Genomic DNA, 17,440 nt, shown 5'->3' on the forward strand with positions numbered 1-17,440 from the left:
AACAAGAACCCAGATAACAATAAATGAAGGTGTTGATAAAAAATATTAATCAGAAAAAAGATTAGGTTAAATGCCAGTTAATGACAAGTGTCCTTATTTTACAAAGGAGTTCTATGCCTGCGTAAGGTGAGTACCTAACCAATAACTTGGAATATATTTAACACTTTTAAAGGTATTTAATTGAGGGAGTAAAAATAAAAAGATTAATCCAGATAGTTGCTAAAAGGGTAGGATTAAGCATCTAATGAGGCTTATCTATTTGCTCTTATATTCTTGAATATAAGTTCTACATTACTCTAGCTTATCTATTTCATAAACGACGTTAACGTTTGCTTTGATTTCAATGTCGCCTGGTTCTATAGGCGTCAGCTCCGAAGCCATAGTTTTAAGAAACATAGGAGTTAAAGATTGGGGAGATCTAGCAAGGGTATCGTTGAGGGAGATGGATAAAAGGCGGTTTAGTTTTACTTGGGCAGCCTCAGCCATGACTTTAGCATCAGCAATAGCATTCTTAGTGGCTTTGGCGACAGCTTCTTCCCAATAAACTCTTTCATCTTTTAAACTAGCATAGATGTGATCGATTTTATTGGCTCCTGCTTGATGAGCCGTGTCAATAAGAGCGCCGATCTCTTTAATTTTACCTGTCTTTATCTTAAGGGTATTAGAGACTTCATAGCCATTGATGGTAGGGCGCCAGCCAGCAGGCGGATTTTGAGGGGGAAGAGTATAGGTAGGTTGGATGCTAAATTGGCCTGTTTGGTATTCAGACTTATCAAAACCTTTTTTGTTTAGCTCTCGAATGATATTTTGCATTTTTTTAGAATTTTCCGCTAATACACTAGCGGCTTCTGCTCCCAAGTTAGTGACACCAATGGTTAAGCTAATTTGGTCTGCTTGCCTATGTAAAACAGCTTGACCTTTCAGGCTTAGTGTAGGAGCCTCTGCTGCCCTTGCAAATTCGCCTAAGAACAAGCAAAGTACTAGAGTTAAAACTTTAAACATCATCACCTTTCTTCCTAATTTCTTATTAATTAACCGATAGATCTTCAGGAATCATAGAAAGCGAGGCATATTTCCCTCCCATCTCTCGTAAAAGACTTTGCCAAAGTTTATCGGGAGGAGTATGAAAAATATGCTTAGCGTTGGCAGGATAGACGAACCATGTTTCATCTAGCAATTCTCTTTCCAATTGGCCTGCCCCCCAGCCGGCATATCCAAAGCAAAGATGGATATAAGGCCCATTCTCATCATTTAAAGACTCTTGTAAGAATTGTAAATCTCCACCCAGATAAATATCTTTAGTGATTTGTAAAGCTTGATGAGAAATATCTTTGCCCGTATGAAGAAGCATCATTTGGTTAGTTTGGACAGGCCCTCCTCCACGTATTCCTACACGTGGATTAGCTAAATGTTGGACGCTAATAATTTCTTCAGGCAATTCAAGATCCAAAGGTTTATTGATAACCAGGCCAAAAGATCCACTCGGGTTATGCTCGCAGATAAGAACGACGGCGCGAAAGAATATGCCTTTATCGATATCGGGAGAGGCGATCAGAAAATGGCCTTTTTGTATTTGTGTATAGGGGATAGCTTCCATCACTCACCTAACTTAATCTTTTACACCATTCATAACTTGCACAGAATTGTTTGTAAATCTCTAAGTCTGTTCACTCTGGTTTTTTAGCATTCCTGTCTATAAGTTGTTGATTATACATCTTTAATGCCTCTTCAGTCTCAGCTACTCGTCTAAGTAGTTCTCGATAAGCTTTTTGGAACGCTTGATCTTCAAAAAGCTTACATTCTGATGCACTTCCATGGGTTTGCTCAGCCAAAGCATAGACCCGTGAGAGCGAAGTGTTGATTTGATCGATTTCTTGGTTGAAATAATTACGAAATTCTTGAGGGGTAGAGAGGGTGTATAAAAGGTTAAGGCGGCGTGCGCGAAGGCGTTGCCAGCCTTTATCCATATTGAATAGTAAGCCATAGTGGTTAATATCATTCATCATCGTTTCTCCTTTGCTTAAGAAGGAGTTAACTTTCAAATATAGCTGATCAGTCATCAACAATTTTCCTAAGGTTCCTTGCCCCTTTTCAACATAGCTTAAAATATTACTCCCTTTATCTGTAAGTAGGCGAAAGTTGTGGGAAGCTGCAGATAAGTTACTTAACATGCTCTCCACTCTTTCCCATGAGGTAAGGACTTTTTCAGTAAGCGCGTGTGTATTTCCTACCATTTGAGAAAGTTGTAACGGTTGGTTTAGAGCATGAGTGATAGAATTAACATTTTGGATAGCGATTCCTAATTTCTCTATAATTTTTTCTTCCGATATTTCATTGAATACGGTAGAGATAGAATTAAGAGAGGTATCAAATTTCCCTGCAAGCTCCTTAAATTCTTTAAGGGTATCTTCCACACTACCCGCTTCAGAGGCATACAAAATCTCCTCATTCACAAGGCGTAAAGGTTCTCCTGCCTTGGAAGGAAGGGGAATAATGACAACGGATCTTTCTCCTAGAAGGCCGGAGGTACGCACAGAAATCTCATCGGTGCTAAAGACATTAACATTGGAATCTACATGCAGTACAAGCTCATAAACATAAATAATTCCCTGATACGGTTGACGAGATTCTATCGCATCTTTTATCTCGTGAATAGCGGCTACTTCACCGACAGGTTTACCAGCAAATGAGACTCGGGTGCCTACTGAAATTTTATCAATATTAGGGAAACGTACACGCAGCACCCGCTTTTCATCTCCTAAGGAAGGGTGTAAAAACATTAGAGCAAACACAATGACTGCCATAGCGGTGACAACAAAAATTCCTATCATAATATTTTTCAATGGATCGGTCATAATGATTTTATTTGCTCCAGATTTTTATAATTAGAGGAAGGCGAGTAATCGCGAGTGACGATAGCGTTTTCAAAAAAGGCATTGATTAGGGGATCATCAATTTTAACAAAGTTCTCTTTAGAAGCTATATGGATGAGTTTTCCATCATGATGGAAAGCCAATCGATCACCTACTTCCATAGCAGAATGAATGTCATGGGTGACCACAATACTAGTAGCTTTTAGTTCATGTTTAGTAGTATTGATTAATTGATTGATTTGCTGGGCTGTAATAGGGTCTAACCCTGTAGTAGGTTCATCATAAAGAATTATTTTAGGCCGATAGATTACTAAGCGAGCTAAAGCCGCTCGTTTACGCATTCCTCCCGATAAATCAGAGGGCATTGCTTTTTGCTTGCCACTTAATCCCACTATTTCAAGAGCTTCTGCTACGCGTTGCTGTATTTCTCTCTCATCCACTTCTTTTTCATGCTGCCGCAGATAAAAAGCGGTATTTTCTCCGACATTCATGGAATCAAAAAGAGCAGCGCCTTGAAATAGCATGCCTACTTCTTTGGTTACCTTTAGCTGCTCATGTTGGCTAAGAGAATGAAGAGCTTTACCATTGATGTTAATTGTGCCTTGATCAGGAAATTCAATGCCCATAATCTGGCGCAAAAGCACGCTTTTGCCTACTCCCGATCTTCCCAGAATAACTAGCGTTTCGCCTTCATAGATCTCTAAAGTGAGACCTTTAAGGACTTTTAATGCGCCATAGGATTTGTGTAAATTTTGAACTTCGATGATCGCCATTTAAATTCCTTTAGCTTGCAAAGTATTCGATGTAAGCATAGGAGCTATTTAAGGCTACGGTGATTAAAAAGTTGGCGACTAGAATCACAGAATAGCAGATGACCACGCTGTTGGTCGTTGCTCGTCCTACTCCCGCAGCTCCTCCACGCGTGGTCATGCCGCGATAACAGGAAATGGTGATGATGATCACGCCGAAAATAAAAGCTTTTGCCAATCCGCTAAAAAAATCGAAAAGCTCAATGTTGACTGGCAAGGGATCAATAAAAGATGTGGAAGCCATTCCATAGTAATAGACTGCAATAAAGTAGCCTCCTAAAATTCCGCATAAGCAGCTAAAAATGGTAAGCAGGGGCATCATGACTAATCCAGCGATAAAACGAGGGGCCACTAAATAACGTAAAGGATTCACAGACATGGATTTTAAAGCATCAATTTGCTCTGTTACCCGCATAGTACCTAATGTTGCACACATCGAGGCACCTACTCGGCCTGTGATCATGAAAGCTGTAAGCACGGGACCTAATTCTACCAGCATAGATTTGGTGACCATTAAGCCTGTTGCACTAGCAAGCCCTTTATCGGAAAGCTGAAAATAAGCTTGTGCGGCAAGCACCATGCCAGTAGAAAAGCCGGTGATGCCCACGACCGGTAAAGATAAAACTCCGATTTCATACAGTTGGTCGCGAATTAAAAACCATTGAGGAGGCTTGCGCAAGCTTACTGCAATCACTGAGGTAATAAATACAATATAGTCTCCTAAAGAGGCTAAACTGCGTCCAATGGGCGAGCCCAAAAGCCAATGTTTTGACATGCCATACAACTCATCATAAAAAAAGCATTCTATTAGAAAACAATCTTTAATGAAAAGCATAACCTTTAAAGAACGCAAAGCCCTGGCACATAGGAAAAAAATTAACTTAAGGCATCTTTTTGAAAAAACTTTCTAGCTTATATCAAAAAGGCTATAAAATTTAGCTTTTATTGCAGTAGCCTTAACTTCTTAAATTTATTTATTTGACCTTCTGAAAATTTTAATTTTTAAAAGTCTTGCCTTTTCATAACAATTTTTTTCCTTAACTTAAGGGTTGATACTCGCTAGAGTTGGCGAAAAAAAAATCAGCTATTAGAAAAGCAGCTTTTTTGCTATCGCATTGATAGGTTTAAAAGGTTAGAGGCTAATAGTCGCGCTTCCATTTAAGCTGTAGCTGAGCGCTTGAGTCATCTCCAACTTGTGCGCGTGCCTTGATGTTACGCCATAGATTTGCTTCTACGCTAATCTCGTTAACTTCAGAGGTAATGCTTTTATTAAGGGAGACAAAAACCCCACGAGAGATATACTTGCCCACTTGTATGGAAACTTCATTAGATTCTTCGCCCTCTGATTTGTTAATATCTATGCGGTCTAAGCCGATACTATCCCGAATTCTAGTGAGTACATCAGGGCCTTTGTTGCCTTCTTTGCTTAAATTACTTATCGATTGAGAAAGTTCAGCTCCTTGGAAAGGAGTAATGTCGGTGACGCCTCTTCCAAAAAGTATCCAGGATAATATCTCTCGTTGAGACATAGGAGGATTAGAACGAAAGGCTATGGAGGGGTTTTTTACAGAGCCCTTAAGGATAACTTCCGCCACCATTTTACCTAAATCTTTACTAGCAATCACATAAAGATTGGTTTTTTTATCCGGCTCTCCTGCAAAAGAAATAGTGCCCTCTTTAATATCAAAAGTTTTTCCATTAAAGTTGTAGTCTCCTTCAATGATTTTAACATCTCCAAAAAGCTGAGGGGCCTGAGGGGTACCTTTCACTTTAATTCCTCCTTGCCATAGGCTAGCAAGTGCTTTGCTTTTAATGGCGGTATTAGGAGCTATATCAATTTGCATATCCAATTCTACAGGCCAGGCAGGTTGAGAAGAGTTAAGGAGGGGGGATGTCTCTCCTTCAGGAACATTAATATATCTAACGTCGACAGAGTAGGCGAGTGCGGGAGCTTGTTCAGGAATAGTAATTTGCAGGGAATCAGTAGTAAGATGACCCGTTACCTTGGCTTGACGGGCATTACCTTTAATAATCGCTTCGCCACTAGCTAGGGCTTTAGCAAAGTCAAGGTTTAACAGTTTAATATGTGCTAGTTGGAGATTGAGTGTGAAGGGAAAAGCTAACTCTTTTTTTAATTCTAGCCTACCGCTCCCACGGATCGCACCCTCATTCATATCGAAAGCTTCGAATTCCTGAAGAGTCAGTATTTTATTATTTGCTTCAATTTTAGCATTGAGATGATGAAAAGCCGCCCCGGTAGTCGGACTTTCAAAAGAACCATCCTTAATAATAATGTCTCCGCGCGTATGAAGGTCATTAATTGAACCTGTAACATCTAAAGCGATAGAAGTATGACCTGATATAGAAGAAGACTCTATCTCAAATAAAGGCAAAAAAGGACTAATTTCTCCTTCAGCAGCAAGATGAACCAACAAAGAGTCATACTCGTTTATTTGAATGTCTAAAGGATTAATAGAAAGGTGAATAGGTAATCTAGCATCTATTTCAATAGGTTTTTGGGTAAGGCCTATGATTTGAGCAGAAGCTGCCATGTGGTTTTCTAAAATAGTTCCTACTATACGGGCTTCTAAAGAGGTGGGAGAGTCTAAAGGATCATCGGCTAACCTTATTTGCGATAGATGGGCACGTAGATGACCTTTTAAATTTTCTGGATTGCCTAATAGATCAATCTCACCTTGTAGATAACCCACTAAAGGAGCTTGTAAATGAAGAGGATAAAACAGCTCTGCTGGCAAATCTTGAAATTGAAAACGGGCGGCTGCATAGGCATTTTCTTTTTGGTGCTCGAGAGTAAAAAATAAATGACCGGTGCCTATCCGCAACGATAAAGGAGAAAGTTCAAAGAAATTGTTATATCTAGTAAAAGTAAAAGCTTTTTGCAGATGAAAAGGCTTTTTTTTCAGTTGTCCTTGAAAAAGTTCTATTTTTACGGCAAGCTCCTCACTATTTAATTTCCAGAAACCGTGGGCTTGGGCCGCTAAAATACTCTCCTCATCTTCTTGAATGGATATCCTAAAAGGCCAATAATCTTTCGTCATCTCCACTTTTGTCTCAGCATTTAATCCTATAAGGGCTCCACTACTGCTATAAGCTTTCGTGGCTTTTAAATGCAGATCTGCTTGAGGAAGGCTGAAAGCATTCGTTATATTCCCGGAGAAAATAGCTTCTTCTAAATAAAAATTGTCATAACGTGCTTTGCCTACCTGCCAGGCAAAATCCATATTTTGTAATTCTTTCTTATCTTCGGATGGGCTTGTATCGTAAAACTTTAAGGACAAATTGCTAGAAGTTAAGAGATCGATATTTAAATATTTTTGCAGCAAATAGCTGTTTTTTATGGAGGCTTCTAGATGACCAATAAGCGTTTTAGTCTCTAACTTATAATGAAGATTTCCGGTTAACTTTTCATTCCCATATTCGGCATAAATATCTTTTAAGTGGATCTGTTGCTCGTTCCATTGCCATGGATTATCTATTTTAAATTTCAACTGGTTGTAGATAAAACTTAAAAAAAGTTGCCCTTTTAAAGCCTGTTTATTTGTTTTAATAAAAGTAAATTGTCCTTCTACATCTTCTAAACTTTCATTGCCAACTTTTAGATGGTCTGTCGAAACTTTGAGCTCGATAATAGGATTGATGACCGTACCCGCAAAAGAGCTGATGAATTGCATAGAGCCTTCTATAGGAAAATCTAAAGGATTTTTCCAGCGTGAAAGGTGGGCTACCACTCCCTTTAGCTTGCCTGCCTCTATTTGAAAAGTCGAGGTATTAAGTAAAAGCTCACCTTCAACTTGCAGAGGTCCTATATGGCCCGCTACTGAATGAACATTTAGCCAGCCATCTGGATGGTAGACATATTTTCCGAATATATCCTCAGAGGTTGATTCAATTATTTTAATATCTTCTATCGCGCTGCATTTAAATTGCCCCTGGTAAGATTGATCAGCAGTAAGGGTTCCTCCTAATTCTAGAGCGGCATCATGAGCCAGCTCTAAGCCTAGCCATTGAAAAAGAAGGCTTTGTTTAGGGGCGAGCAGATCTAAATGATAGGTAAAATGGGAGGAGCCTTGACAAGAAAGATTGAGGCGCATTCCTTCTTGATTTAAAGCTTCTTTTTTTAAGGATAGATTGACATGAGCGATATGATTTTGAGGACGAAAAGTTAAAGAGCCAGAAAGATCCAAAGGAAAAAGCTGGGTAGGAAATTCAGGCGGCAAAAGATGAGTATCAATCGTAAGATTTTCAATAGAAAGGTCTGCAAAATGAACATTGTAAGGAAAGATTTTCCAAGAGAGCTTAGGCTTGTCAGCAGGAGAGTTTAATGAGGGAGGCGGGTAATCTAAGAGATGCACATGGTTTAAAGAGACTGCCCGTAAAGCAAAAGTTTTGCTGAGTAAGCGCCAATAGGGAATGGAAAGCTTAATTTCATCTATTGTCAGCCAAATCGATTGGTTGTGCTTAATTTTAACCTTATAAGCAACCCAGTTAAAAGGCAGGGGGAAAGCCAGCTCCTCAATCTCTACTTCATGGCCTGTTTTTTCATGAATGATTTCCGTTAAAAAGGAAAGGATGGCCTTTTGGGCGTGAGAAGTTTGTAGATAACCCCATCCAGCTACAAATATACACATCAGCCCCACTAGAAAAACACATAAAACTTTTTTCATATTAAAATGCCTGCCCAATGCTTAAATAGACTTGAAACTTCTCGTCAATATGATATCTACGGTGTAAAGGAACGGCAAGATCTATCCTTAAAGGACCTACAGGAGTGTTATACCTTAAACCAATACCGGCAGATTGTAAGATCTGTTTGTTGAATTGTGGTAAATAATTTTTAAAGACATTTCCAAAATCATAAAAAATTACCCCTCCCCATGTTTCTGTGGCTCGCCAGCGTCCTTCTAAAGAATAGATCATCATAGAACGCCCGCCTATCGGTTCATTATCATGTAAAGGGCTAACTGTCATGAAATGATAGCCCCGCAAAAGATTTTCATTTCCTGCATAAAAGCGTTCAGAAGGAGGTATGGTATGGCGTTTTTTTCCAAATATCGAGCCAAAAGTTCCTTTAGCGGCGAAAACAAAGCGTTTATCCGCGGTAAGAGGAAGATAAATAAAACCTGTAAAAGTATTAATGCAATAGGCAAATTTGGGATGCAGAATCTGTAAAGAAGGGATGATTTTAACATGGAGGGCCAGGCCTTGCGTGGGATCTAAAATATTATTAGTTTTTTTCCAACGCAGCTGGAAAGGGATTTTAAACAAATTAAAATTTCCATTGTTATCAGAATGCGTATCACGTAAACGTTTAAACATCCCTCCATACGAAAGGCGTGTGTAATCATTAAGCTGCCTTTCAAGAATACCTGAGACACTAAATGAGGAAGCATGAAAACCCTTAGTCGTTTGGCGTTGAAATTCTGCCAGCCAGATAAGATCCTGTTTTGAGCGTTGAAAGTCAGGAATAACGTAAGCTAAAGTTCCTTCTTGGAGGCGTTGAGCCATTAATGCTTTAAAGCTAAGCTTTTCACCGCGGCCTCGAATGTTTCGATGTTCCCATTCACCTAAGATCCCTATGCCATCGTCGGTAGAATATCCTATACCTGCCGCAATGCTACGATGTTTTCCTTCTAATACTTCTATTTCTATGGGAAGTAAGCCTTCTTGTGAAGCACTATCGAGGTGAGTAAGGGAAATAGAGCTAAATAGGCCGGTAGCTTCTAAGGCACCGTGAGTTCTTTCAATCGGCGTAGGATGATAAATGTCTCCTAGGTGCCAGGCAATCTTTTTACTAACAAATTCGGAAGAAACGCGCTGGAGGCCCAAAAACTTTACTTCTCCAAAATAGCATTTAGGCCCTGTATTGACACGAAGGACCACATAAATAGAGTGGGTGGATTGATCGGCAATCACTTCGCGATCTACAATTTTTGCTAGTGGATAGCCCTCTCTTTCTAACTTTAATATTAAAAGCTCTTCGGCATCAAGAATACTTTTAGGAAAGGCGGGACGCCCCAAGGTGAGGCCTAGCTCTGCTTTATCCCCATCAGTATAGAGAGAGGTTAGATCACTTTTAAGGTCTGAAGGGAGAATTTCAAAGCTGGCCAAAGGATAGATGGGCCCGGTATCAATCTTAAAAACTACTTGGGCTGTCTGCTTGTTAAAGTTAATTTCCACATTTACTTTAGCTTGGTAATAGGCTTGGCTATGAAGAGCCTTAATGAGAAGAGGCAGATCTGCTTCAGCACGCCTCTTTAAGCCGCGATTAGTAGAAGGAGGAGAGTTTTGCAGCTCTACGGTTTTAGAGATCGTTTGCAGTAAAGAGAGAGTTTGCTGACTAGAAACCCCCTGAAAAACTACCTGATAAGCTTCGATGGCATATAAAGAAAGGTTCAAAATCACTATAAACATGATCAGGCATAGTATTTTGAAGAAAGAGGCGATCATGCTTTTAAAGTCCTAATTTTCTATTATCCAGCAATAAGGTAAGTATTATTGCCTGATTCTAAATTTTCAACAAGAAAAGAGTCATTTATTTTTGCAAAATAGATTGACTATCAACTAGTTGTTGATCCTTCTTTTCAAAGATTTTTGTAGCCCATAAAGAAAAAAAGAACAAAGGTAGAGAATGGCATGTTTTTTGCTATTAAATAAAAAGTGATGTATGTTTTTTTAGTTTTATTAAGTGGATTTTTTAACTAATTATTATTATAATATAATAATATTAATGGGGGAGATGTATGTCAATTTCTAATGGATTACCTCATTGGCAATCTACCTATCCTTCACGAGAGGGAAATACAGAGGTTAAAAATACTTCTTCATCTCGAGGAGCTATTTTTATAGGGGAAAGAGGGAAGGTAGATCAAGCTGTGCACCAGTTGGCAAGGGCAAATAAATTAAGTGTAGTGGCAGCTGAAAAGCATAAGCCTTTTCAACGCTCTTCCCTTCCAACCGCTAATCCTTTGGTAAAAAAAGTATATAAGCGGACCATTAAATCTACTCCCTCTTTTACTGCAAAGCAAAAAACCCCTCCTAAACCAAACTTTATGTCTTCCAAAGAGCCTGGCTTATATAAAGGTAAGAGGATCTCCTCTTTAGGCTCACAAGAAGATAAAAACATTAATAACATTGCTAAGAGCCAATTTAGCTCTTTCTCTTTTAAGCGAGTATGGGCAGGTTTGCAAAAGATCGGCTTAGCATTCAGGGCGGCTCTTATTATGGCAAGCTCGCCTCTTTTCTCCTTTATTAAATCGATCAAGGCCGCTGTCTTAAATTTCTTCCATAGACAAGACTTGCCCAGTGACTTAACTAAGTTTAACTCTTTTAGAATTAAAAATGACGAAAAAACAGCAGAAGATGCTTATGAAATGATTGCAGGAAAAGGGGTAGATCATACACTTAGCGACTTAAAATTTGATGATGTTCCTGTTGGGGTTCAATTGCCTACTCAATTTTCTTTAGACCTACCAAGAACTGATAATTTTGTTATCAACGGTAAAAATATGTATCCTTATACCGAAAAAACCGCCGAGGATATAAAAAATTGTGGGGAGAAAATATATGAGGTCTTAGGGAAAGAAGAAACTTTAGTAATGGGACGTTTTTTTCATCAGTCCTGCACTGTTGGAGTTGTGTTCAAGTTTATTGATAAAATGCAAGAATTTAATGATACAAATGAAAAGAATAGCCGGTATATAGGTGCGCAAGCTCCGGGAGGCGAGTCTAAAATTGATGTGCAGCAGGGGATGGTTCACTTTTCTTATAAGCTCACTTATCAAATTGTGAGAGAAGAAGACCCCGATACTACGGTAGCTTATTGTGGAATGGAAGCAAGAATTAGTCTGCCTCTGGAAGAATTAAAAAATTTAACAAGCTTAAAGTTAGATGAAGAAGAACAAGGAGAAGAATTTGATTCAGCTAAACAAGAACAACAAAGGATAAGGATAGAAAAGGCTAAAGAGCTTGCTCCTAACTTGCAGGCTACGATTGCCTGTACAAAGTTTTATGCAACCCTTGAAGAGGCTCATGAGGCTAATAAAATTCCTAAAAAAGAAATAAAGGAATAATCCCTAGCGCATGATAAAAAAGATTTGGTTTAAGCCGTATTCAACTCAACCGAATTAGCCTGCCTAGCTTCTAGCTAGGCGATTCAGTGTCCTATCCTCCTAGTGGCAGATCATAAGCTTATTTCCCCAAAGGATCATAAGCGTATCGGTAGGTTTTAAAACTTCTCAACAAATTTACGATCACTTATGCTTTTTTCTTACTCATCTTAAGGTGTAAGAAATGCTTGCTCGCCCAAAAAGCCTAGAAATTTATAGACGTCTTTGTGAAGTGATCCCAGGGGGAGTCAATTCTCCTGTGCGTTCTTGTCAAAATATGCATCAGCCTCCTTTAGTGGTGGAACGTGCTTGGCAAGATCTTCTCTATGACGCGGATGGGCATGCCTATATCGACTATTGCGGCTCCTGGGGAGCTCTCATTCACGGCCATGCGCATCCTCCAATTATAGAAGCGGCACAAAGACGCATGGCTTTAGGCTCTACTTTTGGTATTACGACTTCAATCGAAGAAGAGCTTGCTCGCTATGTCATTACGCTCATAGAATCGATAGACAAAATTCGCTTTGTCTCTTCAGGCACAGAAGCGACAATGAGTGCTATTCGCCTAGCAAGGGGCTACACTCAACGCGAATTAATTATTAAGTTTGTAGGAAATTATCATGGTCATGCGGATTTCTTTCTCGTACAAGCTGGCTCAGGGGTGGCAGGCTTCCTACCTCAAGCTTCATCGCAAGGCATTCCTCCTGAGATAGTTCGCCATACAATTTGCTTGCCATATAATGACATAGAAGGGTGTCGCCAAGTGATGCGCGACTCTAGAACCCGAGAACGCATTGCTGCTGTGATCTTAGAACCGATTGCAGGCAATATGGGCGTGGTTCCTGCTACGCAGGAATTTATCCAAATGTTACGCCAAGAAACTTCTGCGGCAGGTGCTTTATTGATTTTTGATGAAGTCATGACAGGTTTTCGGGTGGGGTTAAAGGGAGCGCAGGGCTTGTATGGCGTTTGTCCTGATCTGACTACTTTTGGGAAAATTATTGGAGGGGGTTTTCCTGCGGCTGCTTTTGGAGGGCGTCGCGATATTATGGATTGCTTGGCTCCCTTAGGGTCTGTTTATCAAGCGGGAACATTATCTGGAAATCCTGTAGCTATGGAAGCTGGTTTACAAGCTCTAAAGCTCTTAAATCAAGAAAATTTTTATGAAGAGCTGCTACGTAAAGCCAATCTTATAACTAAGCCTATTCAGGAATATCTTTTAAGCACAGGCAAGCAGGCTTGCATTCAGCAGGTAGGCTCCATGTTTACGCTGTTTTTCGGTTCTAAAAAAGTTACCCATTTTGGTGATACCAAGCTGTTGGATAACGACATGTTTGCTCGTTTCTTCCGCTATTTATTTGCAAATGGCGTCTATATTCCCCCCTTGCACATTGAGGCATGGTTTGTGTCTCAAGCGCACAGGGAAGAAAATTTAATCAAAACGCGTGATCTTATCTTAAGATTCTTAAAAAAGGAGATGCCTTGATCTTAAAAATAGTTAAGAAGCAAGGAAATTTTCTGCTTTTTTACTCTAAATGGTCCGGGGTTGATTGCCTGAGGCCTTTACAATGACTCTAGCCATGCGATTAGGAATATAGTGATAGGGTAAAATCTCTATATCTACAATGCTAACCGTCTTGAAATCAGCACCTTTTTGAATAGCAGCTTGAATAGCTTGTTGCTGTAACTCTTCTAAGGTCTCCTGGCGATGTTCTAAAGAAACGACAGTATCAATAGTAGCCGAAATGGTAGCAAGGGCAGCACCAAAGGCATTGGCATAATGAGCATAGGGAGGAATAATAAAGCGTCCGTCAAAAAGATGTTGCGGCAATAAAGCAGAGCCTCCTCCAATCATAATCACAGGCAGGGAACGTTCTTCAGGCCCAATTTTTGAGATAAGCTCATAAATCTGTTTGACCACTTCATCGATAACTGCTTTACAACCTTTCCTAGGCAATGATACGTTTTGGGGGCGGGCACCCGCAATATCTACATAGCCTAAAGCTAGAGCGATATCTGTCAGCGTCAATTGCTTTCCTCCAAAGCTGAGCGATTGCGAGAAAGTTTTATTGCCGCAGCTTTTAGGGCCAATATGAATTTTCTCTTGGGTAATTTCGATCTGGCTGCCTCCTCCTAAAGCTATAGAATATACATCAGGCATAGGAAAATTTAAAGTAACTCCTCCTATGCATGAATTATTAAAGCAGCGTCGCGGAATGCCTTTACGAACGATTCCAATATCCGTGGAGGTGCCACCGATATCAATAACAATAGCATCTTCTTTTTGGGCTAGCCGTGATCCTCCAATAAATGAATTGGTAGGGCCGGCTGAGATGGTAAAGATAGGATATTCATTAGCGTTTGCCAAATCCGCTACACTTCCATCGTTTTGCGTAATCCAAAGAGGACAAGCTATGCCAAGATCCCCACAAATAGCCACTAAATTTTTAAACGCGGTAGGCATGACCTGCTTTAAAGCAGCATTTAAAATGGTGGAGTTTTCGCGTTCAATAAAGCCTGCTCCACCAATTTGATGGGAAAGAGAGATAGGCAACTCGCCCTGCGTCATCTCTTGCGCAATTTCTTTTACCAATAGCTCGTGATGAGAATTTAATGAGGCATAGACGCCAATAACCGCTAAGCTTTCAATGTTTTTTTTCAACAATTCTTTTAAAGCCGCTCTAATCTCCGCAGGATTAATGGGTGTGATAGGATCGCCATGGCATTCAAAGCCTCCATTGATAGTAATGGTATCCACATACATGCTTTTTTTAAGAGCAGGAGGCCATAGTAAACAACTAGGTAGAGATTGAGGGTGATGCCCAGCAATGCGAATCACTCCTACGCGGTAAAGATTATCCTGTTGATGAATGGCATTGGCTACCTGAGTAGTTCCTAAAAATATCCCTGTAATATCTTCACGAATAATAGAGGCTTCATCCAGGATTTGCTTTAAAGCTGTTTTGATGCCTGTATTTAAGTCGGGAGTGGTAGCAGTTTTTGCACAGGCAATCACCTCGTTATCAGAGTCTACAAGCACCACATCTGTGTTAGTTCCACCAATGTCAATGCCGATTTTATATTTTTGATTTATTTTCATGTAGTAATACTTAACACGCTACTTTTTGGGCGTGCTTTATGAATGGGTTTATAATCGGTCTCATAGCCAAATTTTCTAGGACCTACCAAGGCAAGCCCTTGAGGGGTGGTCCAAATATCTGGAGCTGGAAGGGCTATCAAATTAACTCGTAGGCCATATTGGAGTAATTCACTGGTAATAGGAGCTCCTGTTTCTTGCTCTAGCAGCATTAAGATATCAGGAGTGGTAGCAATGATTTTACTATTAATTTTTGCTAATAGATATTCATTTTGAAAAATAAGCTCTATTTTATCTTTGGCATTCTGAATGGTAATGGAGCCTTGAAGAAAACCTTTGGAGATTTCGCGATCTATATCCGTAATTTTTCCCGAGCCAATGAAAATACCTTTGCAATGGTTTAAAATAGCTTCTAAAGGGTCTTCTCCTTTTTCTTTTGCCGAGCGGTGAGCTTTTCCTAAGTTAATAGCGCGTGAGATGCTATTAGGTACCGTGCATTCACGGGCCCTAGCGCCGGTAATAGGATAAAACGCAAAGGCGGCTATTGATCCCATCGCAATGGTAGCGCTACGTCCAATTTTTTCTAAAGCAAAGGTGTTTTTAGCATGGATAACTACAGCGTTGTCTAAGCTATCACTAATAAAGCCAGGGTTAGGAGAAACTCCATAAAGGTGACCGGAACTCATCTGAGCTTCCGGGAAGGCACGTCCCATCATATCAGCATCCAGTACCGGTAATCCCATCTGAAGACCCGTGATAATAGGGGTAAACGCGTTGTGGCCCCCAATCTCAAAAGGCATGATAGCGGTAATCTTTTTATTTAAGTTTTTTTCTACAATCTTAAATAGCTCAACATAATCACGTCCAGTAACAATTTTTTCCATTTCAACAGTGGGGGCTCCCATAAAACCTATGGGAATAACAAGAGCCTCAGGCTTTAAATCGGAGTAGTTAAGAATTGAAAGGGAAGCTTTTTTTTCCATCTCATAGCGGGCCATCATGTAAGCATAAGTAGAATCACCCCCTCCTCCCGATCCTAAAATCGCGCTTCCAATGGCTAAGTCATCTAAGTTTTGCAATGTTAGCTTTTTCACTATATTTCCTTTGAATTAAAACAAAAAATGTACCTAAGGATGAGCCAATCGTGGCATCTAAAACGGGAATAGAGGTTAAAGAAACCCCATTTAGACTAGAAAAGCCCATGGCTAATCCCAACATCCAAGCAAGAAAGTGGCAAAGATAATCGTTAGAGGTCACGGTAAGCTTTTTCACTTGCTCAATAAGATAACGGGTAATAATCACACTGCCCATGCTGGCGACAAAAATTCCCATCACATCCAAAACGATGATAAGATGATTGAGAAAATTGAAACAAGACAAGAAAGTGCCTACGCTTCCAAAAAGTAGAGTCCTTAGTTTTTCTGATTTGATCTTTAAAAGCGGTTCTAAGCAGACGGCACCTGAGTATAGATTAATGTTATTTGTGGTCCATCCGGCCAGGATAAGAAATAAAGCTACCCATAAATTCCAAAAATTTCCATTGGAGCGTTTTAAAACATCTAAAATCGTTCCTCCCGAGCTTCCGGCAGCTAAGTAGACGCCTACAATTTCTAGAATAGGGAGGGCTAGCACGAAAATGATGGAAATGCTGATAAACCCATCTTTACTTGTTTTAGCATGGCGATAATAGGTAGGTAAATCGATCACAAAGGCAATAGCTAAAGCGATAACCATCGAGATGCCGGCAAAGGAGAAAGGCATAGAAGAAACCGATGGAGGGGCATCATCGACAGTGAAGAAAGCATAGCCTAAGGTAAGGATTAAAAGGGGTAGACTAAGATTGGATAGAAAATTAATGGACTTAATTCCATAAAGGGCAGCCATGGTAATTAAACTGCCGAGCATAAGATTGGATAGCACACCGGATAAAGCCTGGTTTTTATCCAGGGCTAATAAGTCAAATACACTTAAGCTCATCATATTGAGCTGGATAGCAAACCATCCGACTAACGATACACACATCGTTAAGGCAAAAAAAGTTACTCCTGTTTCCCCAAAATATTCGGTAGCATTCAAAGGTGTAGTCTTTCTTTTCTCGCAGCTCATCTTCGTCGTAGCTAGACCTAAAAGAAGTAGAATGGCATTTCCCAAGATGATAGCAGCAACAGAAGAGGCAAAACCGTAAGTTTGGTAAAGTGTTTGCCCAATAACGATGACAGGCAAGCAGATAACGCCACCTATTTGAATACTTGATAATTGCCACCAATTACGTTGATTATCCATATGTTTATCCCTCAAATAATTTAAAAGAAGTCTTATAGTGCAATGACTAGTTTCCAAACAATATAAAAGAAATTTTTGTTTTTTTGAAGAAGCAAATCATGAGGGGCTTTGATTTAGCTAAATGTATGATTAATCGGCTCTAAAACTATAAAGCAGCCACAAAGAAATCTCCTTACGCTTTGCTCTAGCAATTTTTTAAGGAGCAGGTTAAATATCTATCATGGTATAGAGTAAAATCAAGTATAAAAGTGT

12 protein-coding genes are annotated in these 17,440 nt (G+C 39.8%); 2 read left to right on the forward strand and 10 right to left on the reverse strand.

Annotation, left to right across the window (positions count from 1 at the left end):
* Window positions 1-291: 291 nt before the first annotated feature.
* The 7 genes from NEOC84_RS05650 to NEOC84_RS05680 all read right to left on the reverse strand — a co-directional run bounded on the left by NEOC84_RS05650 (window position 292) and on the right by NEOC84_RS05680 (window position 10,150).
* The gene (locus tag NEOC84_RS05650; protein WP_166156428.1) at window positions 292-1,005 is read right to left on the reverse strand and encodes an SIMPL domain-containing protein; all 714 of its coding nucleotides are present in this window, start codon (window positions 1,003-1,005) and stop codon (window positions 292-294) included.
* Window positions 1,006-1,027: 22 nt separating this feature from the next.
* Window positions 1,028-1,597, reverse strand: a complete 570-nt coding sequence (locus NEOC84_RS05655; RefSeq protein ID WP_166156431.1) for a YqgE/AlgH family protein — start codon at window positions 1,595-1,597, stop codon at window positions 1,028-1,030.
* 70 nt (window positions 1,598-1,667) lie between these two features.
* Entirely contained in the window at window positions 1,668-2,855 is a 1,188-nt protein-coding gene (locus tag NEOC84_RS05660) for an MlaD family protein (RefSeq protein WP_166156434.1), read from the reverse strand.
* Window positions 2,852-3,646: an ATP-binding cassette domain-containing protein gene (locus tag NEOC84_RS05665; protein ID WP_166156437.1), complete on the reverse strand. Its 795-nt coding sequence runs from the start codon at window positions 3,644-3,646 to the stop codon at window positions 2,852-2,854. The genes NEOC84_RS05660 and NEOC84_RS05665 overlap by 4 nt, the downstream gene beginning before the upstream one ends.
* A 10-nt stretch (window positions 3,647-3,656) precedes the next feature.
* Window positions 3,657-4,457: an ABC transporter permease gene (locus NEOC84_RS05670; RefSeq protein WP_166156440.1), complete on the reverse strand. Its 801-nt coding sequence runs from the start codon at window positions 4,455-4,457 to the stop codon at window positions 3,657-3,659.
* Window positions 4,458-4,821: 364 nt separating this feature from the next.
* Complete coding sequence (locus NEOC84_RS05675) at window positions 4,822-8,367, reverse strand: translocation/assembly module TamB domain-containing protein (RefSeq protein ID WP_166156443.1); 3,546 nt, start codon at window positions 8,365-8,367, stop codon at window positions 4,822-4,824.
* A 1-nt stretch (window position 8,368) separates the two neighbouring features.
* Window positions 8,369-10,150, reverse strand: coding sequence for an autotransporter assembly complex family protein (locus NEOC84_RS05680; protein WP_166156446.1), 1,782 nt, complete (start codon window positions 10,148-10,150; stop codon window positions 8,369-8,371).
* 293 nt (window positions 10,151-10,443) lie between these two features.
* Between NEOC84_RS05680 and NEOC84_RS05685 the strand changes: the two genes are divergently transcribed.
* A complete protein-coding gene (locus NEOC84_RS05685; protein WP_166156449.1) occupies window positions 10,444-11,772 on the forward strand; it encodes a hypothetical protein in 1,329 nt (442 codons plus the stop codon).
* A gap of 220 nt (window positions 11,773-11,992) precedes the next feature.
* Complete coding sequence (gene hemL / locus NEOC84_RS05690; protein WP_166156452.1) at window positions 11,993-13,294, forward strand: glutamate-1-semialdehyde 2,1-aminomutase; 1,302 nt, start codon at window positions 11,993-11,995, stop codon at window positions 13,292-13,294.
* Window positions 13,295-13,339: 45 nt separating this feature from the next.
* Here the strand turns inward: hemL and NEOC84_RS05695 are convergent, their stop codons facing one another.
* The 3 genes from NEOC84_RS05695 to NEOC84_RS05705 are packed head-to-tail and all read right to left on the reverse strand — an operon-like array spanning window position 13,340 to window position 17,188.
* Window positions 13,340-14,908, reverse strand: coding sequence for a hydantoinase/oxoprolinase family protein (locus tag NEOC84_RS05695; RefSeq protein ID WP_166156455.1), 1,569 nt, complete (start codon window positions 14,906-14,908; stop codon window positions 13,340-13,342).
* Window positions 14,905-15,999, reverse strand: a complete 1,095-nt coding sequence (locus tag NEOC84_RS05700) for a DUF917 domain-containing protein (protein ID WP_166156458.1) — start codon at window positions 15,997-15,999, stop codon at window positions 14,905-14,907. The genes NEOC84_RS05695 and NEOC84_RS05700 overlap by 4 nt, the downstream gene beginning before the upstream one ends.
* Window positions 15,968-17,188, reverse strand: a complete 1,221-nt coding sequence (locus tag NEOC84_RS05705) for a hypothetical protein (protein ID WP_166156461.1) — start codon at window positions 17,186-17,188, stop codon at window positions 15,968-15,970. The genes NEOC84_RS05700 and NEOC84_RS05705 overlap by 32 nt, the downstream gene beginning before the upstream one ends.
* Between the last annotated feature and the right edge of the window lie 252 nt (window positions 17,189-17,440).

Origin of the sequence: Neochlamydia sp. AcF84 (assembly GCF_011087585.1) — a bacterium.
Taxonomy (GTDB): Bacteria; Chlamydiota; Chlamydiia; order Chlamydiales; family Parachlamydiaceae; genus Neochlamydia.